20 protein-coding genes and 1 pseudogene are annotated in these 25,321 nt (G+C 69.4%); 9 read left to right on the plus strand and 12 right to left on the minus strand.

Translation table 11 applies throughout. The features are described from left to right. Window positions 1-5: 5 nt before the first annotated feature. The 3 genes from lysS (at window position 6) to N790_RS05485 (ending at window position 4,891) form a co-directional block, all read left to right on the plus strand. Window positions 6-1,523, plus strand: a complete 1,518-nt coding sequence (gene lysS, locus N790_RS05475) for a lysine--tRNA ligase (protein ID WP_043801767.1) — start codon at window positions 6-8, stop codon at window positions 1,521-1,523. A gap of 121 nt (window positions 1,524-1,644) precedes the next feature. Continuing rightward, window positions 1,645-2,694: an HD domain-containing phosphohydrolase gene (locus N790_RS05480; protein ID WP_043801830.1), complete on the plus strand. Its 1,050-nt coding sequence runs from the start codon at window positions 1,645-1,647 to the stop codon at window positions 2,692-2,694. Between the two features lie 22 nt (window positions 2,695-2,716). Beyond that, window positions 2,717-4,891 (plus strand): ATP-binding protein, encoded by a 2,175-nt coding sequence (locus N790_RS05485; protein ID WP_043801769.1) that lies wholly within the window; start codon window positions 2,717-2,719, stop codon window positions 4,889-4,891. An 18-nt stretch (window positions 4,892-4,909) separates the two neighbouring features. Here N790_RS05485 and N790_RS05490 read toward each other — a convergent pair whose 3' ends face one another. Then, the gene (locus N790_RS05490) at window positions 4,910-5,830 is read right to left on the minus strand and encodes a crotonase/enoyl-CoA hydratase family protein (RefSeq protein WP_043801832.1); all 921 of its coding nucleotides are present in this window, start codon (window positions 5,828-5,830) and stop codon (window positions 4,910-4,912) included. A 172-nt stretch (window positions 5,831-6,002) separates the two neighbouring features. Then, a complete protein-coding gene (locus N790_RS05495; RefSeq protein ID WP_043801771.1) occupies window positions 6,003-7,682 on the minus strand; it encodes a long-chain fatty acid--CoA ligase in 1,680 nt (559 codons plus the stop codon). Window positions 7,683-7,830: 148 nt separating this feature from the next. Here N790_RS05495 and N790_RS05500 point away from each other — a divergent pair, with 148 nt between their 5' ends. Continuing rightward, window positions 7,831-8,235, plus strand: a complete 405-nt coding sequence (locus tag N790_RS05500) for a nuclear transport factor 2 family protein (RefSeq protein WP_043801772.1) — start codon at window positions 7,831-7,833, stop codon at window positions 8,233-8,235. Between the two features lie 151 nt (window positions 8,236-8,386). Here the strand turns inward: N790_RS05500 and acnA are convergent. The 5 genes and pseudogenes from acnA to N790_RS15935 form a co-directional block, all read right to left on the minus strand. Beyond that, window positions 8,387-11,062, minus strand: a pseudogene (gene acnA, locus N790_RS05505) (aconitate hydratase AcnA); the annotation flags it as partial. Window positions 11,063-11,183: 121 nt separating this feature from the next. Continuing rightward, window positions 11,184-11,795: a high frequency lysogenization protein HflD gene (hflD, locus tag N790_RS05510; RefSeq protein ID WP_043801776.1), complete on the minus strand. Its 612-nt coding sequence runs from the start codon at window positions 11,793-11,795 to the stop codon at window positions 11,184-11,186. Continuing rightward, entirely contained in the window at window positions 11,795-12,910 is a 1,116-nt protein-coding gene (gene mnmA, locus N790_RS05515; protein ID WP_043801777.1) for a tRNA 2-thiouridine(34) synthase MnmA, read from the minus strand. The genes hflD and mnmA overlap by 1 nt, the downstream gene beginning before the upstream one ends. Then, window positions 12,907-13,371, minus strand: a complete 465-nt coding sequence (locus N790_RS15930; protein ID WP_043801779.1) for an NUDIX hydrolase — start codon at window positions 13,369-13,371, stop codon at window positions 12,907-12,909. The genes mnmA and N790_RS15930 overlap by 4 nt, the downstream gene beginning before the upstream one ends. After that, entirely contained in the window at window positions 13,368-13,835 is a 468-nt protein-coding gene (locus N790_RS15935; protein ID WP_052385712.1) for a hypothetical protein, read from the minus strand. The genes N790_RS15930 and N790_RS15935 overlap by 4 nt, the downstream gene beginning before the upstream one ends. Before the next feature lie 121 nt (window positions 13,836-13,956). Between N790_RS15935 and clpS the strand changes: the two genes are divergently transcribed. After that, on the plus strand, window positions 13,957-14,283 hold the full coding sequence (clpS, locus tag N790_RS05530) for an ATP-dependent Clp protease adapter ClpS (RefSeq protein WP_043801780.1): 327 nt from the start codon (window positions 13,957-13,959) through the stop codon (window positions 14,281-14,283). Between the two features lie 38 nt (window positions 14,284-14,321). Continuing rightward, window positions 14,322-16,598 carry an ATP-dependent Clp protease ATP-binding subunit ClpA gene (gene clpA / locus N790_RS05535; RefSeq protein WP_043801781.1) on the plus strand — a complete coding sequence of 759 codons (2,277 nt, stop codon included), beginning with the start codon at window positions 14,322-14,324 and terminating at the stop codon, window positions 16,596-16,598. Between the two features lie 52 nt (window positions 16,599-16,650). Here clpA and N790_RS05540 read toward each other — a convergent pair whose 3' ends face one another. From N790_RS05540 to trxB, 5 genes are all read right to left on the minus strand, one after another. Then, complete coding sequence (locus N790_RS05540) at window positions 16,651-17,478, minus strand: hypothetical protein (protein ID WP_156969950.1); 828 nt, start codon at window positions 17,476-17,478, stop codon at window positions 16,651-16,653. Between the two features lie 133 nt (window positions 17,479-17,611). After that, complete coding sequence (gene infA / locus N790_RS05545; RefSeq protein ID WP_034211033.1) at window positions 17,612-17,830, minus strand: translation initiation factor IF-1; 219 nt, start codon at window positions 17,828-17,830, stop codon at window positions 17,612-17,614. Between the two features lie 80 nt (window positions 17,831-17,910). Next, a complete protein-coding gene (gene aat, locus N790_RS05550) occupies window positions 17,911-18,657 on the minus strand; it encodes a leucyl/phenylalanyl-tRNA--protein transferase (protein ID WP_043801785.1) in 747 nt (248 codons plus the stop codon). Continuing rightward, the gene (locus N790_RS05555; RefSeq protein ID WP_043801787.1) at window positions 18,626-19,768 is read right to left on the minus strand and encodes a GNAT family N-acetyltransferase; all 1,143 of its coding nucleotides are present in this window, start codon (window positions 19,766-19,768) and stop codon (window positions 18,626-18,628) included. Before N790_RS05555 ends, aat begins: the two co-directional genes overlap by 32 nt. A 13-nt stretch (window positions 19,769-19,781) precedes the next feature. Beyond that, on the minus strand, window positions 19,782-20,732 hold the full coding sequence (trxB, locus tag N790_RS05560) for a thioredoxin-disulfide reductase (RefSeq protein ID WP_043801789.1): 951 nt from the start codon (window positions 20,730-20,732) through the stop codon (window positions 19,782-19,784). A gap of 223 nt (window positions 20,733-20,955) precedes the next feature. Here trxB and N790_RS05565 point away from each other — a divergent pair, with 223 nt between their 5' ends. The 3 genes from N790_RS05565 (at window position 20,956) to N790_RS05575 (ending at window position 25,320) form a co-directional block, all read left to right on the plus strand. After that, window positions 20,956-23,241, plus strand: coding sequence for a DNA translocase FtsK (locus N790_RS05565; RefSeq protein WP_084062682.1), 2,286 nt, complete (start codon window positions 20,956-20,958; stop codon window positions 23,239-23,241). A 68-nt stretch (window positions 23,242-23,309) separates the two neighbouring features. Beyond that, on the plus strand, window positions 23,310-23,957 hold the full coding sequence (gene lolA / locus N790_RS05570; protein ID WP_052385714.1) for an outer membrane lipoprotein periplasmic chaperone LolA: 648 nt from the start codon (window positions 23,310-23,312) through the stop codon (window positions 23,955-23,957). Window positions 23,958-24,051: 94 nt separating this feature from the next. After that, complete coding sequence (locus tag N790_RS05575; RefSeq protein ID WP_156969952.1) at window positions 24,052-25,320, plus strand: replication-associated recombination protein A; 1,269 nt, start codon at window positions 24,052-24,054, stop codon at window positions 25,318-25,320. The last annotated feature ends 1 nt before the right edge of the window (window position 25,321 follow it).

Genomic DNA, 25,321 nt, shown 5'->3' on the forward strand with positions numbered 1-25,321 from the left:
CCGCCATGACCGACCAGCCGAGCCAGACCCCGCCCGCCGCCGACGAGAACAGCCTGATCGCCGAGCGCCGCGCGAAACTCTCGGCCCTGCGCGGGCAGGGCATCGCCTTCCCGAACGACTTCGTGCGCGCCGACTACGCCGGCGACCTGCAGGCCGAGTTCGCCGACAAGGACGCCTGGACCGCCGAGACGCTCGAGGGCCTGGACCGCCGCGTGGCCCTGGCCGGCCGCCTGATGGCCAAGCGCGTGATGGGCAAGGCCAGCTTCGCCCAGATCCAGGACATGAGCGGCCGCATCCAGCTCTACCTGCAGGGCGGCGACCTGGGCGAGGCCTACGAGGCCTTCAAGGGCTGGGACGTGGGCGACATCGTGGCGGTGCAGGGCGGCCTGACCCGCACCCGCACGGGCGAGCTGTCGGTCAAGGCCACGTCGCTGCGCCTGCTCACCAAGTCGCTGCGCCCGCTGCCGGACAAGTTCCACGGCCTGGCCGACGTCGAGCAGCGCTACCGCATGCGCTACGTCGACCTGGTGATGAACCCGGAGGCGCGCGAGGTGTTCGTGCAGCGCTCGCGCATCGTTTCGGCCATGCGCGCCTGGCTCGACGCCCGCCGCTTCCTGGAAGTGGAAACGCCGATGATGCACTACATCCCCGGCGGCGCCACGGCCAAGCCCTTCACCACCCACCACAACGCGCTGGGCCTGGACCTGTACCTGCGCGTGGCGCCCGAGCTCTACCTCAAGCGCCTGGTCGTGGGCGGCATGGAGCGCGTGTACGAGATCAACCGCAACTTCCGCAACGAGGGCGTGTCCACCCGGCACAACCCCGAGTTCACCATGCTCGAGCTCTACGAGGCCTACGCCACCTACCACGAGGTGATGGACCTCACCGAGGGCCTGATCCGCGAGACGGCGCTGCGCGTGCGCGACACCACCCACCTGCAGTGGGAGGACATGGCCATCGACCTGGGCCCGGCCTTCCGCCGCTGGTCCATGACCGAGGCGGTGCTCGAACTGAACCCGGAGATCGCCCGCGAGGAACTGCGTGATGTGCAGGCCATGCGCGCCCATTGCGCGCGCCTGGGCATCAAGGTCAAGGAAAGCTACGGCTGGGGCAAGCTGCTGCTGGAGGTGTTCGAGAAGACCGTCGAGCACACCCTGGTGCAGCCGACCTTCATCACCGACCACCCGGTGGAGGTCAGCCCGCTGGCCCGCGCCTCCGACCGCGACCCGCAGCTGACCGACCGCTTCGAACTGTTCATCGGCGGCCGCGAGATCGCCAACGGCTTCTCCGAGCTCAACGACCCGGAAGACCAGAAGGCGCGCTTCCTGGCCCAGGTGGAGGCCAAGGAGGGTGGCGACGACGAGGCCATGCACTTCGACGCCGACTACATCCGGGCGCTCGAGTACGGCATGGCCCCCACCGGCGGCCTGGGCATCGGCATCGACCGGCTGGTGATGCTGATCACCGATTCGGCCTCGATCCGCGACGTGCTGCTGTTCCCCTACATGCGCCCCGAGGCCTGACCCGGGTCCTGTTGCACTGCGCAAAGTAGCGGGGCTAACGCCTTGCCGCCGAAAGAATTCCGGGAGTAAGCTGGGGTCGTTGCCGCCCCCGCGGCGTGGCGCCCCGCGCCCGGAGCCCGATGTGAACGTCCTGATCGTCGATGACCAGCCCTCGCAGCGGACGATGTTCCGCCACCTGCTGGAGGACATCAGCCCCGAAGTGAAGGTCACCGACTTCGGCGACCCGGTCGAGGCCCTGCTGTGGTCCCAGCGCAGCTCGCCCGACCTGCTGCTGCTCGATTACCGCATGCCCAAGCTCGACGGCCTGGAGTTCGCGCGCCGCTTCCGCCGCCCGCTGTCGCACCGGGACGTGCCCATCATCCTGATCACCGTGGTCGGCGACGAGCCCATCCGCAACGCCGCCCTCGAGGCCGGCGTCATCGATTTCCTGGTCAAGCCGGTGCGCCCGCGCGAACTGCGTTCGCGCTGCCGCAACCTGCTGGCGCTTCGCCAGCAGCAGCAGAACCTCAAGAGCCGCGCCCACGAACTCGAGCGCCAGTTGCTGGCGCGCATGCACGAGCTCGACGAGCGCGAGCGCGAGATCCTGCACCGCCTGGCCAAGGCCACCGCCTTCCGCGACGGCAGCTCGGTGGCCAGCTTCGAGCGCCTGGGGCGCTATGCCGGCCTCATCGCCGAGGCCATGGGCCTGGGCGAGGACGAAGTGCGCATGATCGAGCTGGCCGCGCCGCTGCACGACATCGGCAAGCTCGGCATCTCCGACGCCATCCTGCGCAAGCCGGGCCGGCTCGACGCCGCCGAGTTCGAGGAGGTCAAGCGCCATCCGCAACTGGGCTACGAACTGCTCAGCGACAGCAGCAGCCGCTTCGTGCAGGTGGGCGCCACCATCGCCCTGGGCCACCAGGAGCGATGGGACGGCAGTGGGTACCCCGCCGGCCTGGCCGGCGAGGACATCCCGCTGCCGGCGCGCATCGTCGCCGTGGCCGACGTGCTCGACGCCATGACCTCAGACCGCCCCTGGCGCAAGGCGCTGCCGCTGGCCGAAGCCTTCGAATTCCTGCGCTCGCAGTCGGGCGTGCTGTTCGATCCGGCCGTGGTGGACGCGCTGATGGCCCGCCGCGAGCGGGTGCAGGAGATCCTCGCCTTCCTCTCGCCGACGCGTTCGCTCGGCTAGCCCCAGCCCCGCGGCGGCTCCCGTGAACGCCTCCCTCCAGCGCCTCGCCGACCGGTTCCGCAACCGGCCCGACAGCGAGCATGGCCAGGCGATCACGCGCGTCGTCGTCACCGCGGTCATCCTGGTCTACCTGCTGGGCGTGACCTCGACGTCCGAGGTGGGCAACGAACCGCTGCGCCTGGTCTTCCTGTTCTTCGCCATCGAGTTCGTGGTGGGCCTGGGCATCCTGGCCTCCATCGCCATCCGCCCCGGCGTGTCGCACGGCCGGCGCGTGCTGGGCATGCTGCTCGACTACGGCATGATGGGCGCGGCCATGCACGTGCTCGGCGAATCGCTCTCGCCGGTGTACGTGGTGCTGATGTGGGTGACCATCGGCAACGGCCTGCGCTTCGGCGAACGCTACCTGGTGGCGGCCATCCTGATCGCCAGCGCCAGTTTCCTGGGCGTGCTGCTCAGCACGCCGTACTGGCAGCAGAACCAGATGCTGGGCTGGGGCCTGCTGCTGGGCCTGACCGCCATCCCGGCCTACCTGACCTCGCTGCTGCGCGCGCTGACCCGCGCCACCGAGGAAGCCAAGCGCGCGAACGAGGCCAAGAGCCGCTTCCTGGCCAACATGAGCCACGAGTTCCGCACGCCGCTCAACGGCATCGTCGGCATGTCGCAGCTGCTCAGCACCACGCGCCTGAGCAAGGAGCAGCGCGAGTGCACCGAAGTCATCCAGACCTCGGCGCGGGCGCTGCTGGCGCTGGTGGAGGACGTGTTGGACATCTCGGCCATCGAGGCCGGCAAGCTGCGCCTGAACGTCGAGGACTTCCAGCTGCGCGAGCTCACCCGCGGCGTGCAGGTGATGCTGCAGCCGGCGGCGGCGGCCAAGGGCCTGGCCTTCACCGTGAACGTGTCCGACCGGGTCCCCGACGGCCTGCGCGGCGACGTGGACCACCTGCGCCAGATCCTGGTGAACCTGCTCAACAACGCCATCAAGTTCACCGACGTGGGCAAGGTGACGCTGGACGTGGGCCTGGCGGCGCCGCGCAAGCGCGAGCTGGCCGAAGCCGGCAAGACGGACGCGCCGGAAATCATGCTGCGCTTCTCGGTGCGCGACACCGGCATCGGCATCCCGCTGGAAGCGCAGAAGCGGCTGTTCGAAGCCTTCGAACAGGTGGACTCGGCCAAGACCCGCCGCCATGGCGGCACGGGCCTGGGCACCACCATCGCCAAGGGCCTGGCCGAAACCATGGGCGGCCGGCTGGGCTTCGAGAGCGAGGAGGGCGCCGGTTCGCACTTCTGGGTCGAACTGCCGTATTCGCTGGTGGACGCCGGCGCGCAGGACCTGGCCCCGGCGCCGGCCAACGTCATCGCCTTCGACGATCCGTTCGTGCGCCACCGCGCCCGCGTCAAGCCGCTGCACACGCTGATCGCCGACGACCACGCCGCCAACCGCATGGTGCTGCGCCGCCTGCTGGAAAAGGCCGGGCACCACGTCGAGGAAGTCGAGTCCGGCGACGAGGTGCTGGCGCTGCTGACCGAGCGCGATTTCGACGCCGTGCTGGTGGACCTGCACATGCCCGGCGTCAGCGGCCTGGACGTGATGCGCGAGGTGCGGGTGATGGAGGCCGGCGGCAACCGCCGCACGCCCTTCCTGGTGCTCACCGCCGACGTCACGCCCGAGGCCATCCAGGCCTGCGAACAGGCCGGCGCGCGCGCCTTCCTGCCCAAGCCCATCGTCGCCGGCCGCTTGCTGGAGGCCTTGGCCGACGTGGCCACCGGCGGGCGCGAGGCCGCCCCCGCCGCCGAGGAAAAGGGCACCGCGGCCGTCGACCTGGTGGTGCTGGACGACACGGTGCTGGGCGAGCTGGCCGAGCTCAACCTGGGCAAGGATTTCGTGGCGAACTTCGTGCAGCAGTGCGTGCGCGATGCGCTGCGCTGCCTGGGTTCGCTGGAGCAGTGCGGCCAGTCGGCCGACTGGGACGGGTTCCGGGACCACTGCCACGCGCTCAAGGGCGTGGCCGGCAACCTGGGCATGTCGCGGGTGGCGACGCTGGGTTACGAGATCATGCAGCTGCCGAACTGGCAGCTTGCCAAGGACTGGCGCGCGCGCGAACGCGCGCTGCGCGAGCAGTTCGAACTGGCGCGCGAGGCCCTGTCCCGGCTGCCCCCCCGGTCGGGGGGGCAGCGCTCGGACGACGCCTCGGGCTGAGCCCCAGGCCGGGGCGCGTCAGAGTGCGGCGGCGAGCGAAGTGGCCGCGGCCGCTTCGCTGGAACGACGCTCCTGCGCCTTCACCAGGCGCTCCATCGTGCGCAGCGACTTCTCGCCCAGCTGCAGCGCGGTGTCCACCCAGATCTCGGTGATGCGCATCAGCTCTTCCAGCGGCACCGGCGTGGCGTAATCGCGCACGCGCTGCATGGCCAGTCGCGCATGCGGCGAACGGCGGTGGCTGCGCAGCAGGTCCTGCACCGCCTGCACGCCCTGGCCCTTGGGCACCAGCACGTCGACGATGCCCATCTCGTACATCTGCTCGCTGGTGTAGACGGTGCCGTCGAGCATCAGCTTCTCGGCCTGCACCGGGCTGACCCGGCGGCACAGGAAGGAATAGGCGCCCATGCCCGGGAACAGGTCGAACAGCACCTCCGGGAAGCCCATGCCGACGCCGGCTTCGGCGACGATGGTCTGGCACGACAGCGCCAGTTCGAGGCCGCCGCCCAGCGCATCGCCCTGGACGAGTGCGATGGTGTCGACGCGGCCGCCGAGCTGGGTGTGCAGGTGGTAGACGCCCTCGACGCACATGCGGGCGTAGGCGAGCAGGGAGCTTCGGTCGCGCTCGCGGATGAGACGGGCGAACAGCTCGAGGTCGCCACCCAGGTTGAAGGCGCTGGCGTCGGAGGTGACCACCAGGTGGTCCAGTCCCGGCTCGCGGCCGTCGATGGCGGTCTGCTGGCTGCGCTGGCCGACGCCGGCCAGGTAGTCGCGCATGTCCTTCATCAGGTCGAGGGTGAAACAGGGACGGCGGCGCTGGCCGTCATTCGCACGCTCGGCGTGCATGTACATCCAGCTGGTGCGGGTACCCGGGTCTTCCTGGGTCCGCAAGGTATGGTAGGCGAAGGGGCGGGGGTTGTGCAGTTCGACGACGGGGCTCATGGTCGTGTCCTCGGGGCTCATGGGGGCGGCAGGCCGCCCGCATGGCACGTGGGACCGGGCGGCGGTTAAGGAACCGTTAGGCTCCTTCGCCCGATTCTAGACCCTGTTCAGCCCCCGTTGTAAACCGCCCCCCGTTTGGTGTAGGCGGCGCCCGGCCGGGGTGCCCGGTGCGTCAGGCCTTGGCGGCGGAGTCGCGCAGCTCCCGGCGCAGGATCTTGCCCACGTTCGACTTGGGCAATTCGTTGCGGAACTCGACGTAGCGCGGGTGCTTGTAGCCGGTGAGCTGCTCGCGGCAGAAATCCTTGACCTGTTCGGCGGTGAGCGCCGGGTCCTTGCGCACGATGACCACCTTCACCGCCTCGCCGGACTTCTCGTCGGGCACGCCCACCGCGGCCACCTCGAGCACGCCGGGCATCAGCGCGATCACGTCCTCGACCTCGTTCGGGTACACGTTGAAGCCCGAGACCAGGATCATGTCCTTCTTGCGGTCGACGATGTAGAAGAAACCCTGCGCGTCCATCTTGGCCATGTCGCCGGTATGCAGCCAGCCATCGGCGTCGATGACCTTGGCGGTTTCCTCGGGGCGTTGCCAGTAGCCGGCCATCACCTGCGGGCCCTTGATGCACAGCTCGCCCACTTCGCCGACGGGCAGCATGCGGCCTTCGTCGTCCTTGACGCAGGCGTCGGTGGACGGGATCGGCAGGCCGATGGCGCCGTTGTATTCGGGCAGGTCCATCGGGTTGATGCAGGCGGCGGGCGAGGTTTCGGTGAGGCCGTAGGCCTCGACCAGGGTGACGCCGGTGACCTTCTTCCAGCGTTCGGCCACCGCGCGCTGCACGGCCATGCCACCGCCCAACGTGAGGTGCAGGCGCGAGAAATCGACCTGGTCGAAGCCCGGGGTGTTGAGCAGGCCGTTGAAAAGCGTGTTCACGCCGGTGATGGCGGTGAACGGGATCTTCTTCAGTTCGGCGACGAAACCCTTCATGTCGCGCGGGTTGGTGATCAGGTAGTTCAGGCCGCCGAACTTCATGAAGACCAGGCAGTTCGCCGTCAGCGCGAAGATGTGGTACAGGGGCAGGGCGGTGATGATCACCTCCTTGCCCATGGTGGCGTTGGTGCCGATCCACACCGACGATTGCTGCATGTTCGCCACCAGGTTGCGGTGGGTCAGCATGGCGCCCTTGGCGACGCCGGTGGTGCCGCCGGTGTACTGCAGGAAGGCGATGTCGGTGCCGCGGATGTCGATGGCCGGCAGCTGGTGGCGCGCGCCCAGGGCCAGGGTTTCGGTGAAACGAACGTGGCCGGGCAGCTCGTATTCGGGCACTTCCTTGCGCACGTGGCGCAGCACGAAGTTGATCAGCGGGCCCTTGGGGAAACCGAGCATGTCGCCCACGCCGGTGACGATGACCTGCTTGAGCGCCGTGTCGGCGACGACGTCGGCCACCACGTGGGCGAAGTTCTCCAGCACCACGATGGCGCTGGCGCCCGAGTCGGTGAGCTGGTGCCTGAGCTCGCGGGCGGTGTACATCGGGTTGGTGTTGACCACCGTGAGCCCGGCGCGAAGCACGCCGAAGATGGCGATCGGGTACTGCAGGATGTTGGGCATCATCAGGGCGACGCGGTCGCCCTTCTTGAGCTTGAGCTCATGCAGCAGGTAGTTGGCGAACTGGGTGCTGAGCCGGTCGATCTCGGCGTAGGTGAGCTTCTTGCCGAAATTGGCGAAGGCCGGGTTGTCGCGGTACTCGCGGCAGGTCTCCTCGAGCACCGCTACGATCGACGGGTATTTCTCCAGGTCGACCTCGGGGGCGATACCCTTCGGATAATTGGCCAGCCAAGGACGTTCGAAACCCATGCACTTCCCCTCGATTCCCGATGCCTGCATTCCCCGCCGCGCTGCGCGCGATCGCGCCGCGAATTGGAGTATTCGCTCGATTGGAGCATACCCCTCGGGGTCAGGCAAGGCGCGCCGCGCAGGGCTTCGCGCTCCCTTCACGACGACCTTGTGCGTCCTGCTCGCGCTGGCCGCGGGCTGCCAACGCGAGCCGCCCGAAGCGGCGCTGCGCGCTCGGATCGCCGGCCTGGAAGCCGCCATCGAGACCCGCGACGCGGACGCCCTTGCCGAAGGCCTGGCCGAGGACTTCGCCGGCCCGGACGGCATGGACCGCGACCGCCTGCGGCGCACCGCCGCGCTGGCCTGGCTTCGCAACCGGGAGGTGGGGGTGGCGCTGGGCCCGGTGGAGGTGGAACTGATCGGCGACCGCGCGACCGCGAGCTTCACCGCGGCCACCCGCGGCGGCGAGGGCCTGCTGCCGGACCGGGCGCAGGTCTATCGCGTCGAAACCGGCTGGCGGCTCGACGACGGGGAATGGGTGCTGATCTCGGCGCGCTGGGAGCCGGCGCTCTAGCACCGCCAAAAAAAGGGCGGCCCGGAGGCCGCCCTTGTTCGTGCCACGTGCGCGGCCGGCAGTGGCCGGCCCGGCCTCAGGCCGCCTTGCGGGCCGCCAGCTGGCGCAGCACGTAGTGCAGGATGCCGCCGTGGCGGAAGTACTCGACTTCCTTCGGCGTCAGCAGCAGCACCTGCACCTGGAAACGCAGCTCGGTGCCGTCCGGGCGGGTCGCCACGACCGTCGCGGTCTTGGCGGCGCCGTCCTGCAGGCCGGTGATCGAGACCACCTCGTCGCCCTTGAGGCCCAGCGACTGCGCGTTCTGGCCTTCCAGGAACTGGCAGGGCAGCACGCCCATGCCGACCAGGTTGGAGCGGTGGATGCGCTCGAAGCTCTCGGCCACGACCGCCTTCACGCCCAGCAGGTTGGTGCCCTTGGCCGCCCAGTCGCGCGACGAACCGGTGCCGTACTCCTTGCCCGCGAACACCACCAGCGGCACGCCCTCGGCCTTGTACTTCATGGCCGCGTCGTAGATCGCCAGCTTCTCGCCGGTGGGGTAGTGGATGGTGTTGCCGCCTTCCTCGCCGCCCAGCATCAGGTTCTTGATGCGGATGTTGGCGAAGGTGCCGCGCACCATCACGTCGTCGTTGCCGCGGCGCGAGCCGTAGCTGTTGAAGTCGGCCGGCTGCACGCCGCGCGCCTGCAGGAACTTGCCCGCCGGCGAGCTGGCCTTGATGTTGCCGGCCGGGCTGATGTGGTCGGTGGTGATCGAGTCGCCGAAGATGCCCATGACGCGGGCGCCGTTGATGTCGGCGATCGAACCCACGGCCATCTGCATGCCGTCGAAGTAGGGCGGGTTCTTGATGTAGGTGGAAGCGTCGTCCCAGGCGAACTTGGCGCCGTCCGGCGAGGCGATCTGGTTCCAGCGGGTGTCGCCGCCGAAGACGTTGGCGTAGTTGTGCTTGAACATCTCCGGGCCGACGGTTTTGGCGATGAAGTCGCCGATTTCCTTGTTCGAGGGCCAGATGTCCTTGAGGTACACCGGCTTGCCGTCGCTGCCCGTGCCCAGCGGCTCGGTGGTCAGGTCGATGTCGGTGGTGCCGGCGATGGCGTAGGCGACCACCAGCGGCGGCGAGGCCAGGTAGTTCATCTTCACTTCGGCGTGCACGCGGCCTTCGAAGTTGCGGTTGCCCGAGAGCACCGAGGTCACCACCAGGTCGTTCTCGGCGATGCCCTTGGAGACTTCCTCGGGCAGCGGGCCCGAGTTGCCGATGCAGGTGGTGCAGCCGTAGCCGACCACGTGGAAGCCGAGCTGCTCGAGGTCGTCGAGCACGCCGGCCTTCTTGAGGTAGTCGGTGACCACCAGCGAGCCCGGGCCGAGCGAGGTCTTCACCCACGGCGCGGACTTGAGGCCCTTGGCCACGGCGTTGCGCGCCAGCAAGCCGGCGCCCAGCATCACCGCCGGGTTCGAGGTGTTGGTGCAGGAGGTGATGGCCGCGATGACGACGGAGCCGTCGGTCAGGTGCGCGTCCTGGTCCTTGATGCGGATCTTCGACTTGGGCTTGGAGGCCAGGTGGTCGGCCTGCGCCTGGTGGCCGCCCTCGGAATCCATGCGCGCCACCTCGCCGTTCTTCGGCTTGCGGTTGGCGGCGAGGGCGCCGAGGTTGGCGTTGAAGTTGGCCTTCATGTCGCTCAGCAGCACGCGGTCCTGCGGGCGCTTGGGGCCGGCCAGCGAGGGCTTCACTTCGCCCATGTCCAGCTGCAGGGTCGAGCTGTACTCGGCCTCCGGCTGGCCCGGGGTGCGCCACAGGCCCTGGGCCTGGGCATAGGCCTTGACCAGCGCGACCTGGGACTCGTCGCGGCCGGACAGGCGCAGGTAGTTCAGCGATTCCTCGTCCACCGGGAAGATGCCGCAGGTGGCGCCGTATTCCGGGGCCATGTTGGCGATGGTGGCGCGGTCGGCCAGGGGCAGGTGGTCGAGGCCGTCGCCGTAGAACTCGACGAACTTGCCGACCACGCCGTGCTTGCGCAGCATCTGGGTGACGGTGAGCACCAGGTCGGTGGCGGTGGCGCCCTCGGGCAGCTTACCGGTGAGCTTGAAGCCCACGACCTGCGGGATGAGCATCGAGCTCGGCTGGCCCAGCATGGCGGCCTCGGCCTCGATGCCGCCGACGCCCCAGCCCAGGACGCCGATGCCGTTGATCATGGTGGTGTGCGAGTCGGTGCCGAACACGGTGTCCGGGAACGCGTACTTCACGCCGTCGATGGTGCGCTCCATCACCACGCGCGCCAGGTGCTCGAGGTTGACCTGGTGCACGATGCCGGTGTTGGGCGGCACGACCTTGAAGTTGTCGAAGGCCTTCTGGCCCCAGCGCAGGAAGCTGTAGCGCTCCTGGTTGCGCTCGAACTCGATCTTGCCGTTGAGGTCCAGCGCCTCGGGCTTGCCGAAGACGTCGACCTGCACCGAGTGGTCGATGACCAGCTCGGAGGGAATGAGCGGGTTGATCTGGTCGGCGTTGCCGCCGAGCTTGACCACGGCGTCGCGCATCGCGGCCAGGTCGACCACGCAGGGCACGCCGGTGAAGTCCTGCAGGACCACGCGGGCCGGCATGAAGGCGATCTCGGTGTCCGGTTCCTTCTTCGCGTCCCAGGTGGCGACGGCCTCGATGTGCTCCTTGCCCACCGTCATGCCGCCGTCTTCGCAGCGCAGGAGGTTCTCGAGCAGGATCTTCATCGAATACGGCAGGCGGGCCAGGTTGAAGCGCTGGCCGAGCTTGGCGAGGCTGAAATAGGTGTAGGTCGTGCCGTTGACGGCCAATTGGTCGCGGGTCGCGAAGGAGTCGCTCATGGACAGGCTCCGGGCTGGTTCGAGGGGGCTGGGAGTGGCGCGCAGTGGGGCCGCGTCAGCCCGGTATTATGCCCCAAACCATACCCCGCCGTCCGCTGGGCGCGGCGCCGCGGGCCGCAACTCAGCGTGTCGCGTCGAGCCAGTCGCGCGCCGCCTGCACCAGGGCGCGGCGGCCGAACAGGAAGTCCCAGTAGCTGCCACCGAGCTGCCGCCAAAGCACCGCCGCGCGCACCGCGGCGAGCAGGGTGGCGCGCACTTCGCCGACCACGTCGGGCTGGCCCAGGTACACCGGGTTGCCCTGCACCAGCACGCGCGGCCCGATCGGGCTGACCTCGCGTGCATACAGCTCGCCCAGCCGCGCCAGCACGGTCGGGTGCGCGGGGCCCCAGTGCTCGCGCTGGCGGGCGATCTCCTTCAGCCCGTCGTGCACGGCGCCGGGCGCGCGGCCGTGGCGGATGAACTTGCGTTCGAGGTGCAGCACGGTCATGGCCATGCGCGTGACCGCGGCGTCGCGCCCGGCGCCGCCCTCGAACTGGTTGACCAGTCGCTCCAGGCCCAGGCGCAGGTTGCCGGCGCCGTCGAACACGGCCTCCGGCGATTCGGCGTCGAAGCGGAACAGGCTGTCGATGCTGGCGGCCAGCGGCCCGGCCTGGGCCTGGCCGTTCTGGGCCATCTGCTGCACCAGGTAAACGGCCTGGAGCAGGCCGGCGAGGGCGAGGGCGCGTTCCTTCATCACGGGCGGGTCTTGGCTTCCAGGGGAGCGTCGGTGCGGGCGATCACGGCGCCACCCAGGCATTGTTCGCCCTGGTAGAGCACCACGGACTGGCCGGGCGTGACCGCGCGCTGCGGGGACGCGAAGGCTACGGAAAGCGACCCGTCCGCGTCCACCTCCACGGTGCAGGGCTGGTCGGCCTGGCGGTAGCGGGTCTTGGCCGTGCACTCGAAGCGGGCGGCCGGCGGCGCGCCGGCGACCCAGTGCGCCGGCTCCGAGCGCAGGGTGTTCGAAAGCAGCCAGGGGCTGTCGGCGCCCTGGTCGACGTAGAGCACGTTGGCGTGCACGTCCTTGCCCACCACGTACCACGGCGCCGCGGCGCGGCCCTTCACGCCGCCGATGTTCAGGCCCTCGCGCTGGCCCAGGGTGTAGTACCAGGCGCCGGCATGCTCGCCGACCACCACGCCCTCCACGTCCTGGATCCGGCCGGGGCGGGCGGGCAGGTAGCGTCCCAGGAACTCGCGGAAGTCGCGCTCGCCGATGAAGCAGATGCCGGTCGAGTCCTTCTTCGCCGCCGTGGGCAGGCCGGCCTCGGTGGCCAGGCGACGGACTTCGGCCTTGGGCAGGTGGCCGATGGGAAACAGCGTGGCCGACAGCTGTTCCTGGCCCAGCTGGTGCAGGAAGTAGCTCTGGTCCTTGCCGGCGTCGGCGCCGCGCAGCAGCAGCCAGCGGCCGTCGCGCCGCGCCACCTGGGCGTAGTGGCCCGTGGCGATGCACTCGGCGCCGAGCGCGCGGGCCTCGTCCAGGAAGGTCTTGAACTTGATCTCTCGGTTGCACAGCACGTCGGGGTTGGGCGTTCGGCCGGCCCGGTATTCGTCCAGGAAGTGCTGGAACACGTCCTTCCAGTACTCCGCGGCGAAATTGCGGGTGTGGAAGGGGATGCCGAGCAGGCCGGCGATGCGCAGGGCGTCGCGGCGGTCCTCGACCGCGCGGCATTCGCCGCCGCCGTCGTTGTCGTCGTCCCAGTTCTGCATGAACAGGCCGGCCAGCGATTCGCCCCGGCGCTGCAGCAACAGGGCCGCGACCGAGGAATCCACGCCGCCGGACAGGCCGACGATGACCCGCGCGGGCGTCATGCGCAGTGCGTCAGGGCCTGCAGCGGCAGCCGTCGCCCGGACAGGAAATCCTCGGCGACCTTCCAGACCAGCGGGCTGCGGTGGCGGGCCGATTCGGCCGCCAGTTCGGCGGGCGTGAGCCACAGGGCCTGCAGGATGCCTTCGTCCAGCGGCCGGTCGGGGTGGTGGCGCACCGGTTCGGCCGCGAACGCCATGCGCAGGAAATGCTTGCCGTCGCGCGGGGAGGTCCACTGGTAAGCGCCAATGAAGGCGGTCAGCGAGACCTCCCAGCCCGTTTCCTCGAGGGTTTCACGCAGCGCCGCTTCCACCAGGCTCTCGTCGGGCTCCAGGTGGCCGGCGGGCTGGTTCAACACACGCTCGCCCTGCACCTGCTCCTCGACCAGCAGCAGGCGGCCGTCGCGCACCACCACGGTGGCGACGGTCACGTCGGGCTGCCAGAAGCGGCCGCTGCGGTAGTTCAAAGATCGTCCTTGCCGGTCAGGTCCAGCTCGACCGCGTCGGCCGCGCTGGCCGCCAGGTCGATGGCCTCGTCCAGGGCGTCGGCGCTGGCGTCGGCCGGGATCTTGATGACCAGCATGGCCACGCGCTCCTGCTTCACCCAGGAGCCGAGCTTGAGCGTGTTGCTGCGCTCGAGCAGGTCGTTGGCGATGGCGGCCGGGAAGGCGGCGCCCTCGGCCTGGTAGCCGGGCGACCAGATTTCGCGCACGCGCTGGTGGTTGGTGGCCTCGACCACCGAGCGGACCCAGACCAGCTGGGTACGGCCGCCGCCGACGTTCACGGTGATCTGGAAGTCGCCGTCGTCGTCGATGGTGAAGGGGGTGCCCTTGCTCTCGAGCTGGGCCTTCACGACGGCATCGTGGTCGGCGGCGGAAAGCGGGGCGGCGAACAGCAGGGCAGCGGCAATGCAAGCAGTAAGCAGGCGCATGGCGTGGTCTCTGGTTGGGTGGCCGGCGGGACTCCGGCCCGGCCATTCTCGGCGGAAAACCTCGCGTCCGTCCACGAGGGCGGGGCGTTACCGCCGGTCCGGCGCGACTTATACTGGCGCCATGCCCCAAGACCCCCGCCCCGAACGCGAGCACGACCACGGACTGGCGGTGGAATCCGCCCGCCCGGAGGTCGTGCGGCCCCCCCTGTACCAGGTCGTCCTGCTCAACGACGACTTCACCCCGATGGACTTCGTGGTCGAGGTCCTGCAGTCCTTTTTCGCCATGAACCGGGAAAAGGCCACCCAGGTCATGCTGCACGTCCATACCCGCGGCAAGGGCGTTTGCGGCGTGTACACGCGCGAGGTGGCTGAATCGAAGGTCACCCAAGTCAACGAGTTTTCCAGGCAGCACCAGCACCCCCTGTTGTGCACCATGGAAAAAGCCTAGGCTGGCCCCATATCGGAGCAAACGTTCCGGAGTAGCCCATGTTCAGCAAGGACCTCGAGTACACCATCGGCCAGTGCTACAAGCAGGCCCGCGAAGCCCGCCATGAATTCATGACGGTCGAGCACCTGCTGCTGGCGCTGCTCGACAACCCGTCGGCGGCCGGCGTGCTCAAGGCCTGCGGCGCCGACCAGCCCAAGCTGGCCACCGGGCTGCGCCAGATCATCGCCGACACGGTGCCGGTGCTGCCGGCCGACGACCCGCGCGACACCCAGCCCACGCTGGGCTTCCAGCGCGTGCTCCAGCGCGCTGTCTACCACGTGCAGAGCTCGGGCAAGAAGGAAGTCACCGGCGCCAACGTGCTGGTGGCCATCTTCGGCGAGAAGGACTCGCACGCGGTGTACTTCCTCAACCAGCAGGAGATCACCCGCCTCGACGTGGTGAACTACCTCTCGCACGGCATCGCCAAGATCGGCGACGGCGCCGAGGAGAAACCCGCGCCCGAAGCCAAGCCGGAGGGCGAGGAGGGCGGCGAGGCCAAGGGCAACCCGCTGCAGGAATTCGCCTCCAACCTCAACGAGCTGGCGAAGGAAGGCAAGATCGACCCGCTGATCGGCCGCGAGGACGAGGTCGAGCGCACCATCCAGGTGCTCTGCCGCCGCCGCAAGAACAACCCGCTCTACGTCGGCGAGGCCGGCGTGGGCAAGACCGCGCTGGCCGAGGGCCTGGCCTGGCGCATCGTCGAGGGCAAGGTCCCGGCGGTGCTCAAGGACGCGGTCATCTATTCGCTCGACCTGGGCGCGCTGGTGGCCGGCACCAAGTACCGCGGCGACTTCGAGAAGCGCCTGAAGGCGGTCATCCAGCAGATCCGCAAGGAGCCGGGCGCCATCCTGTTCGTGGACGAGATCCACACCATCATCGGCGCCGGTTCGGCGTCGGGTGGCACCATGGACGCCTCCAACCTGATCAAGCCGGTCCTGCAGAGCGGCGAGCTGCGCTGCATCGGCTCCACCACCTTCCAGGAATACCGCGGCGTGTTCGAAAAGGACCGCGCGCTCGCGCGCCGGTTCCAGAAGATCGACGTGGTCGAGCCCACCGTGGCCGAGGCCGTGGCCATCCTCAACGGCCTCAAGACCCGCTTCGAGGCCCACCACGAGGTGGAATACGCCGCCGACGCGCTGCAGGCCGCGGTGGACCTGTCGGTCAAGCACATCAACGACCGCCTGCTGCCGGACAAGGCCATCGACGTGATCGACGAGGCCGGCGCCCGCCAGCGCCTGCTCGACGAGGGCAAGCGCAAGAAGGTGGTGGACGTCGAGGAGATCGAGCTGATCGTGGCCAAGATGGCCCGCATCCCGACCAAGCAGGTCAGCGCCTCGGACAAGGACGTGCTCAAGAACCTCGAGCGCAACCTCAAGATGGTCATCTTCGGCCAGGACCCGGCCATCGAGACCCTGGTCTCGGCCATCAAGCTGGCCCGCTCGGGCCTGGCCAACCCGGACAAGCCGATCGGCAACTTCCTGTTCGCCGGCCCCACCGGCGTGGGCAAGACCGAAGTGACCAAGCAGCTGGCGATGCAGCTGGGCATCGAGCTGGTGCGCTTCGACATGTCCGAGTACATGGAAGCGCACTCGGTGAGCCGCCTGATCGGTGCGCCCCCGGGTTACGTCGGCTTCGACCAGGGCGGCCTGCTGACCGAGAAGATCGTCAAGACCCCGCACTGCGTGCTGCTGCTCGACGAGATCGAGAAGGCGCACCCGGACGTGTTCAACATCCTGCTGCAGGTCATGGACCGCGGCGTGCTCACCGACACCAACGGCCGCGAGGCGAACTTCCGCAACGTGGTGCTGGTGATGACCACGAACGCCGGCGCCACCCAGGCGGCGCGCCGCACCATGGGCTTCGTCGAGCAGAACCACACGTCCGACGCCATGGAAGTGATCCGCAAGGCCTTCACGCCGGAGTTCCGCAACCGCCTGGACGGCATCATCCAGTTCGGCTCGCTGGGGCTGGACCACATCCTGCGGGTGGTGGACAAGTTCCTGATCGAACTCGAGGCGCAGCTGCACGAGAAGCACGTGAGCCTCTCGGCTACGCCGGACGCGCGCCAGTGGCTGGCGCAGAACGGCTTCGACCCGCAGATGGGCGCGCGGCCGATGGCGCGGCTGCTGCAGGACAAGATCAAGCGGCCGCTGGCGGACGAACTGCTGTTCGGCAAGCTGGTCGGCGGCGGCAAGGTCACCGTGGACGTGCGCGACGGCGATCTGGTGGTCGACGCCCAGGCCGAGCCCGAGAAGCTGCTGCCCGCGACGGTCTGACGGCCGAGGGGTTCGAAGGCGCACGATGCCCGCCGCCAGGCGGGCATCGTCTTTATTCCGGGGCGCCGGTCCGCTGCCAGCCCGGTTGCATGGCTGGCCGGCTGCGGCCGATGCCCATCGCCAGGAGCAGCCCGAGCATGAGCGCGAAGCTGCCCGCGAGCACCGGGATTTCGCCGAGGGAACCCACGAACCGCGTCAGCGGCTGGATCAGTCCGATTTCAGCCAGCAGCACCCGCAGCAGCTCGTTGAGGGGGAAGAACAAGGCGGCCAGCAGGAACGGCCATCCGTTCCGCCAGTCCCTGGCCACGAAGGCCAGGCCCACGGCCAGGCAGACGGCCTGGCCGGTCATGGCCGCGCTGGCGAACCGGTGGAAGGTTTCCGGGCCCTCGATCCTGAAGGCGGGGACCAGGCCGATCAGGGTGAAGAACAGCGCGATCCCCATGAACAGGATGGCGGTCGAGAGAAGGAGCGCGCCATGAAGCCGCCGGCGTTTCCTGAAGACGAACGCGAGCAGGACAAGCAGTCCGAACTCCAGGGTTCCCATCACGTTCTGGACGATCAGGGCGTCGCCTAGCCCCGAGACCATGCCCTTGCGCGCCGAATGCACCGAGAGCATCGACGTGCTGGCGAACAGCAGCGGCGCGAGCAGGAGCACCCACGTCCCGACCACCCTGTGGCCCGCGAAGTTTCCGGTGGCGGCGAGGCGCAGCTGCCAGGTGAGCAGGGTCAGCCACAGGAGGTTGGCCACCAGGTGGAAATGCTGGCGGGACCCGGGGGCGGGGCTGTCGCCGAAGTAGATGTCCCAGAAGCCCGTGGCGGTGAGCACGAGCGCCGCCGCCAGCAACGAGTGCTCGGGGAGATACTTGCCTGCCTGCTTCATGGCGTTGCTCGCGTGGCCTGACCGGGCGGTCTCCCATCGGGCAACGCAGCCAAATCGCGCATCCGGACACGGGCGGAAAAAGAAGAACGGCGGCCCATGGCCGCCGATTCTGCAGGACGTGGGGACTGGCCCCTTATTTCATGCGGTAGGTGATCCGACCCTTGGTCAGGTCGTAGGGCGTCATCTCGACCTTGACCTTGTCGCCGGTCAGGATGCGGATGTAGTTCTTGCGCATGCGGCCGGAAATGTGGGCCGTGATCACGTGGCCGTTCTCGAGCTTGACCCGGAACATGGTGTTCGGAAGGGTCTCGAGCACCGTGCCTTCGAATTCAATGGAATCGTCTTTGGACATTCTTGGTTGCGCTGGGCGGAAAAGCCGCCCTTGGAAGCCGCGCATTCTGCCATGTCCTTGCCGCGCTTGCAAAAATTTGGTTAATCAGCAGTGACCCCCGCCAGCAGGGCTGCCGGGAACGGCGCCACCCGCCCGGCCCAGGAGCCCGCGGCCGCGGGTTCGGAGGCCAGCCGGCGCACGGCCTGCAGGAAGTCGTCCCGCGGCAGCAGGCGCGCGCCGAGGAACTCGAGGTGGGGGTTTCGCACCTGGGCATCGAGCAGGGGCCAGCCCCAGCCGTGCAGCAGCCGGGCCAGCCCGGCCAGCGCCACCTTCGACCCGCCCGATTCGGCGCTGAACATGCTCTCGCCGAAGAACATGCGGCCCACCGCCACGCCGTAGATGCCGCCGACCAGGCGTCCGCCGTCGAACACCTCGACGCTGTGCGCATGGCCGAGCCGGTGCAGCTCGCGGTAGGCCGCCGCCATCGCCGGCGTGATCCAGGTGCCGTCCTGGCCCGGCCGCGGACTGTGCGCACAGGCGGCGATGACGGCGTCGAAGGCGGTGTCGGCGCGCAGCTCCCAGCGGCTGCGCCGGAGCTCGCGGCGGAAGCGCGAGGACAGCCGCACGCCCGCGGTGTCGAACACCATGCGCGGGTCCGGGCACCACCACAGGATCGGCTCGCCCTCGGAGAACCAGGGGAAGATGCCGTGCCGGTAGGCATTGAGCAGCCGCGCCGGCGACAGGTCGCCGCCCATGGCCAGCAGGCCGTTGGGATCGCGCAGCGCCCGCCAGGCCGGCGGGAACGGCGCCTCCGGGTCAGGCCCCAGCAGCGGCAGCCGGATCGTCATCGCGGAAGGGGCTGTGCGCCAGCACGGCGTCGCGGTAGCGGCGGGCGCCGGCGCGTTCCTGCGCGCACCAGCCGCGCAGCGCTTCGGCGAAGGCCGGGTCGGCCACGTGGTGGTGGCTGCGGGTGAGCACCGGCAGGAAACCGCGCGCCACCTTGTGTTCGCCCTGGGCGCCGGGCTCGAACACTTGCAGGCCCTCGCGCAGGCAGTAGTCGATGCCCTGGTGGTAGCAGGTTTCGAAGTGCAGGCCGGGCGCCGCTTCGTGCGCGCCCCAGTAGCGGCCGTAAAGCGTGTCGCCGCCGCGCAGGCAGAGCGCGCCGGCCACCGTGTCGCCGCCGCGTTCGGCCAGGAACAGCACCAGCCGGCGCGGCATGGCGGTGGCGAGGTGCCGGAAGAAATCCAGTGTCAGTGCGGGGTGGTTGCCGTAATCGGCGAAGGTGCGGCAGTAGAAATAATGCATGGCCTCGAGGTCGGCCTCGCCGGCCTCGTCGCCGTGCACGGTGCGGAAGCGGAAGCCGGCGCGCACGACCTTGTCGCGTTCCTGGCGCAGGTTCTTGCGTTTCCTGGGCTGCAGCGCCGCCAGGAAGGCCCCGAAATCGGCCCAGCCGCGGTTGCGCCAGTGGAACTGCACGTCCTCGCGTGCCAGCCAGTCCTCGCCGAAGGCGGCGTCTTCGGTTTCGGGGTGGAAATTCACGTGCAGCGACGACAGGCCGTCGCGCCGGCACTGCGCCACCATGGCCGCCAGCAGCGCCGCGCGGTCGGCCGGCTCGCGCGCCAGCAGGCGTGGGCCGGTGACGGGCGAGTAGGGCACCGCCACCAGCCACTTCGGGAAGTACTCACGCCCGAAGCGGGCGTGGGCCTGGGCCCAGGCCTGGTCGAAGACGAATTCGCCGTGGGAGTTGGACTTCAGGTAGGCCGGGGCCGCGGCCACCAGTTCGCCGTCGCGCCAGAGCGAGGCGTGGCGAGGCGTCCAGCCCCAGGCCGGGCGCAGGCAGCCGTGCCGCTCCAGCCCGGCCAGGAAGGCGTGCGCCAGGAACGGGTTGGCGTCGCCGTGCAGGGCGTCCCAGGCCTGGGCCGGGATCTCGTCGAGTCTCTCGTGCAGCCGCAGCTTCATGCGGTGCGGCCGGTCATTCCTTGTCGAGGAACTTCTCGGCGTCGAGGGCCGCCATGCAGCCGAAGCCGGCCGAAGTGATGGCCTGGCGATACACCTGGTCGGCCACGTCGCCGGCGGCGAACACGCCCGGCACCGAGGTGGCGGTGGCATTGCCCTCCAGGCCCGACTTGATGGTCAGGTAACCGTTGCGCATGGCCAGCTGGCCCTCGAACAGCGACGTGTTCGGGGTATGGCCGATGGCCACGAAGAAACCCTGCACGGCGATTTCGCGGGTGGACTCGTCCCGGGTCGAACGGATGCGCATGCCGGTGACGCCGGAATCGTCGCCCAGCACCTCGTCCACCGTGTGGTCCCACACCAGCTCCACCTTGCCGGCCGCGGCCTTGGCGAAGAGCTTGTCCTGCAGGATCTTTTCCGAGCGCAGCTTGTCGCGGCGGTGCACCAGGTAGACCTTGCGGGCGATGTTGGACAGGTACAGCGCCTCTTCGACGGCCGTGTTGCCGCCGCCGATCACCGCCACGTCCTGGTCGCGGAAGAAGAAGCCGTCGCAGGTGGCGCAGGCCGACACGCCCTTGCCCATGAACTTCTGCTCGGACTCGATGCCCAGGTACTTGGCGCTGGCGCCGGTGGCGATGATCAGGGCGTCGCAGGTGTACTCGCCGCTGTCGCCGACCAGGCGGAAGGGCCGGCGCGAGAGGTCGGCGGTGTGGATGTGGTCGAACACGATCTCGGTCTCGAAGCGCTCGGCATGCGCCTGCATGCGCGCCATCAGGTCCGGGCCCATCAGGCCGTGGGCATCGCCCGGCCAGTTGTCCACCTCGGTGGTGGTCATCAGCTGGCCACCCTGCTGCAGGCCCGTCACCAGCACCGGCTTGAGGTTGGCGCGGGCGGCGTAGACGGCGGCCGAATAGCCGGCGGGGCCGGAACCGAGGATGAGCAGGCGGCTGTGCTTGGGGGCGGTCATGTATGATTCTTCTGGTTCATGGGGTGGTGTCGCGAAGGCCATGTAGCTTGTAGGCCACGGCGGGGCAAATCAAGGCGAACCGGGGTTTCCCAGCGTTGCGGCGGCGGGCCAGGGGGCAGTGGGCGCGGCCGTGTGAACTGCTGTATAAACAGGCATCTATCACGACCTTCTGAGGCAGTTCCTCTCGGTGGCGCGCACTCCCGATCGAAGCACCAACGCCGGCATGGACCGCCGCCAGAAACTCTGGCGCGAACTCGCGCTCGTCGCGTTGTCGCCGCTGCTCCTCTACCTCCTGGCCAGCCTGCTCAGTTACCACACCGACGACCCGGGCTGGTCGCGCACCGGCACCGTGGCCGGCCCGCTGCACAACGTCGGCGGCCTGGTGGGCGCCTACCTGGCGGACCTCGCGTTCTGGTTCTTCGGCTACGTGGCCTACACCGTGCCCCTGGTGCTGGGCGGCATCGCCTGGATCGCGCTGTTCGGGCTGGATTCGGACGGCGACGGCCGCGTCGATTTCGGCCCGGCGCTGCGGCTGGTCGGCATCGTCGGTTTCCTGGTCTCGGCCTGCGGGCTGCTGCACGTGCTGGGCGGCTCGGCGCCGAACCTGCCGGCGGAATCGGGCGGCATCCTGGGCCAGCTGGTCGGCACCTCCATGCGCAAGGTGTTCGGTGGCATGGGCGGGCACCTGTTCCTGCTGGCCGTGCTGCTGATGTCGGTCACCCTGGCCACCGGCCTGAGCTGGTTCGCGCTGATGGACTGGATCGGCGGCAAGGTGCTGGCCCTGTTCGGCCGCCTGGGCGAGGGCACCCGCCAGGCCGCCGAATGGCAGCGCGCCCGTGCCATGCGCGAGGAGCGCGAGGAAGTCCGCAAGGTCGAAACCATCAAGCGCGCCAAGCGCGAGCCGGTGCGGATCGAGCCGCCGCCCAAGCCGGTCATCGAGAAGTCAGAACGCGCCCAGCGCGAGCAGCAGATCCCGCTGTTCAATGCCTCCGGCGGCGAAGGCCTGCCGCCGCTGTCGCTGCTCGACGACCCGAAGGAACAGCCCAAGGGTTATTCCGAGGAAACCCTGGAAACCCTGTCGCGCCAGATCGAGTTCAAGCTCAAGGACTTCCGCGTGGAAGTGCAGGTGGTCGGCGCCTACCCGGGCCCGGTGATCACCCGCTTCGAGATGGAGCCGGCGCCGGGCGTGAAGGGCAGCCAGATCAGCTCGCTCGACAAGGACATCGCCCGCGGCCTGAGCGTGAAGTCGGTGCGCGTGGTCGACGTCATCCCGGGCAAGTCGGTGGTGGGCCTGGAAATCCCCAATTCGCACCGCGAAACCATCTACCTCAGCGAAATCCTGCGCTCGAAGGAATACGACAAGCTGGCCTCGCCGCTGGCCATGGCGCTCGGCAAGGACATCGCCGGCCGCCCGGTGGTGGTCGACCTGGCCCGCATGCCGCACCTGCTGGTGGCCGGCACCACCGGCTCGGGCAAGTCGGTGGGCGTGAACGCCATGGTCCTGAGCCTGCTCTACAAGAGCAGCGCCAAGGACGTGCGCATGCTGATGATCGACCCGAAGATGCTGGAGCTGTCGGTCTACCAGAACATCCCGCACCTGCTGGCGCCGGTGGTCACCGACATGAAGGAGGCCGCCAACGGCCTGCGCTGGTGCGTGGCCGAAATGGAGCGCCGCTACAAGCTGATGAGCGCCGTGGGCGTGCGCAACCTGGCCGGCTTCAACCGCAAGGTGAAGGACGCCCAGGACGCCGGCCAGCCGCTGATGGACCCGCTGTTCCGCCCCAACCCGGACCTCGGCGAAGTGCCGCGCCCGCTCGAGGCGCTGCCCTACATCGTCGTGTTCATCGACGAATTCGCCGACATGATGATGATCGTCGGCAAGAAGGTGGAGGAGCTCATCGCCCGCCTGGCGCAGAAGGCCCGCGCCGCCGGCATCCACCTGATCCTGGCCACCCAGCGCCCGTCGGTGGACGTGATCACGGGCCTGATCAAGGCCAACATCCCGACCCGCATCGCCTTCCAGGTGAGCTCGAAGATCGACTCGCGCACCATCCTTGACCAGTCCGGCGCGGAAACCCTGCTGGGCAACGGCGACATGCTCTACCTGCCGCCTGGCACGGCCATGCCCGAGCGCGTGCATGGCGCCTTCGTCAGCGACGACGAGGTGCACCGCGTGGTGGCCCACCTGCGCCAGAACAGCTCCGGCCCGGACTACATCGAGGGCGTGCTGGAGGAAGTGCAGTCCATGGGCGACGGCGTCGTCATCGGCCCCACCGGGCTGCCGGAATCCGGCGGCGGCGCGGGCGACGAGTCCGACCCGCTGTACGACGAGGCGGTGAAGGTGGTCACCGAAACCCGCCGCGCCTCCATTTCCGGCGTGCAGCGGCGCCTGAAGATCGGCTACAACCGCGCCGCCCGCCTGATCGAGGCCATGGAAGCCGCCGGCATCGTCACGCCGCCCGAACACAACGGCGACCGCCAGGTCATCGCCCCGCCGCCGCCGCGCTGAGCCGCGCACAAGCGCGGTTCAGGCGCCTGCGGCAAGACTTGTACACAACCCAACCCCTGGTCCTTCCCATGCGCCTGTTCCTGACTGCCTGCCTCCTGCTCGCCGCCCCGCTGGCCCACGCCGGCGCCCGCGAAAAGCTCGACGCCTTCAGCGGCGGCGTGCAGGGCCTGTCCGCGCAGTTCCAGCAGCGCGTGTACGACCCCGAAGGCCGGATGACGGAGTCCTCCAGCGGCTCGGTGGCGCTGAAGGCGCCGCGGCAGTTCCGCTGGGAATACACCCAGCCTTTCCCGCAGCTGATCGTGGCCGACGGCGACCACATCTGGATCCACGACCCCGACCTCGAGCAGGTCAACGTGCGCAACCAGAGCTACGAGGAGCAGGTGAGCCCGCTGGCCGTGCTGATCGACCCGGCCGAGCTCGACCGCCAGTTCAAGGTGGCCGACGGCGGCGCCGGCCAGGGCCTGGAATGGCTGGAACTTACCCCGCGCAAGCCCGACGACGCGCCCTTCGAGCGCGCCCGCCTGGGCTTCGACGCCGCCGGCCTGGCCACCATGGAAATGCACGACGGCCTGGGCCAGCGCACCGAAGTGCGTTTCACCGGCTGGAAGCGCAACCCGGCCTTCGCCGCGGGCACCTTCGCCTTCACCCCGCCGCCGGGCACCGACGTGGTGGGCGAGGTGAGCGAGGGTGCCGAGGTCATTCCCCTCGCCGAGTGACCCGGCGGATTAGAATGCGGGCGTGACCCGCAAGAAACCCGCCAGCGACTCCCTGTTCCAGCCGCCCGAGGGCCTCAAGCCCCTGGCCGAGCGCATGCGCCCGGCCACGCTGGACGACATGGTGGGCCAGCGCCGGCTGCTGGCGCCGGGCAGCGCCCTGAGGCGCGCGGTGGAAGCCGGCAACGTGCACTCGATGATCCTCTGGGGGCCGCCCGGCTGCGGCAAGACCACGCTGGCCCTGCTGCTGGCGCGTTACGCCGAGGCCGAGTTCGTGGCCATCTCCGCCGTGCTCTCCGGCCTGCCCGAGGTGCGCCAGGTGCTGGCCGCGGCCGGCGAGCGTTTCGCGCAGGGCCGGCGCACGGTGCTGTTCGTGGACGAGGTGCACCGCTTCAACAAGACCCAGCAGGACGCCTTCCTGCCGCACATCGAGCGCGGCAGCATCCTGTTCGTCGGCGCCACCACGGAAAACCCCAGCTTCGAGCTCAACTCGGCGCTGCTCTCGCGCTGCCGCGTGCACGTGCTGGAAGCGGTGTCGGTGGACGACATCGTCGAAGCGCTGCGCCGCGCCCTGGCCGATGAAACGCGGGGCCTGGGCGGGCAGGGCGTGCGCGCTTCCGACGAGCGCCTGCGCGACATCGCCGGCGCCGCCGACGGCGACGTGCGCCGCGCCCTGACCCTGCTCGAGATCGCCGCCGAACTGGCCGCCGACGAAGGCGACGAAGTCACCGAGGCCACTCTGGCGCAGGTGCTGGCCGACCGCACCCGCCGCTTCGACAAGCAGGGCGAGCAGTTCTACGACCAGATCTCGGCCCTGCACAAATCCATGCGCAGCTCGAACCCCGACGCCGCGCTGTACTGGTTCACGCGCCTGCTCGACGGCGGCTGCGACCCGGTCTACCTGGCGCGCCGGCTCACCCGCATGGCGGTCGAAGACGTCGGCCTGGCCGACCCGCGCGCCCTGCAGATGGCCATCGAAGCCTGGGAAGCCTACGAGCGCCTGGGCAGCCCCGAGGGCGACCTGGCGCTGGCGCAGCTGGTCATTTACCTGGCCAGCACCGCCAAGTCGAACGCCGCCTACACCGCCTTCAAGGCCGCCCAGGCCGACGTGCGCGAGGCGGGCACGCTGGAAGTGCCGATGCACCTGCGCAACGCGCCGACCAAGCTGATGAAGCAGCTCGGCTACGGCACCGGCTATCAGTACGACCACGACGCGCCCGACGGCGTGGCGCTGGGCCAGACCGGCTTCCCCGACGCCATGGGCGAGCGCGTGTACTACGAACCGGTCGAGCGCGGCCTCGAGATCAAGCTCAAGGAAAAGCTCGACCGCCTTCGCGCCGCCCGCGCCGCCGCCCGCAAGCCCTGAC

This window comes from Arenimonas malthae CC-JY-1 (genome assembly GCF_000747075.1).
In the GTDB taxonomy this organism is placed as follows: domain Bacteria; phylum Pseudomonadota; class Gammaproteobacteria; order Xanthomonadales; family Xanthomonadaceae; genus Arenimonas; species Arenimonas malthae.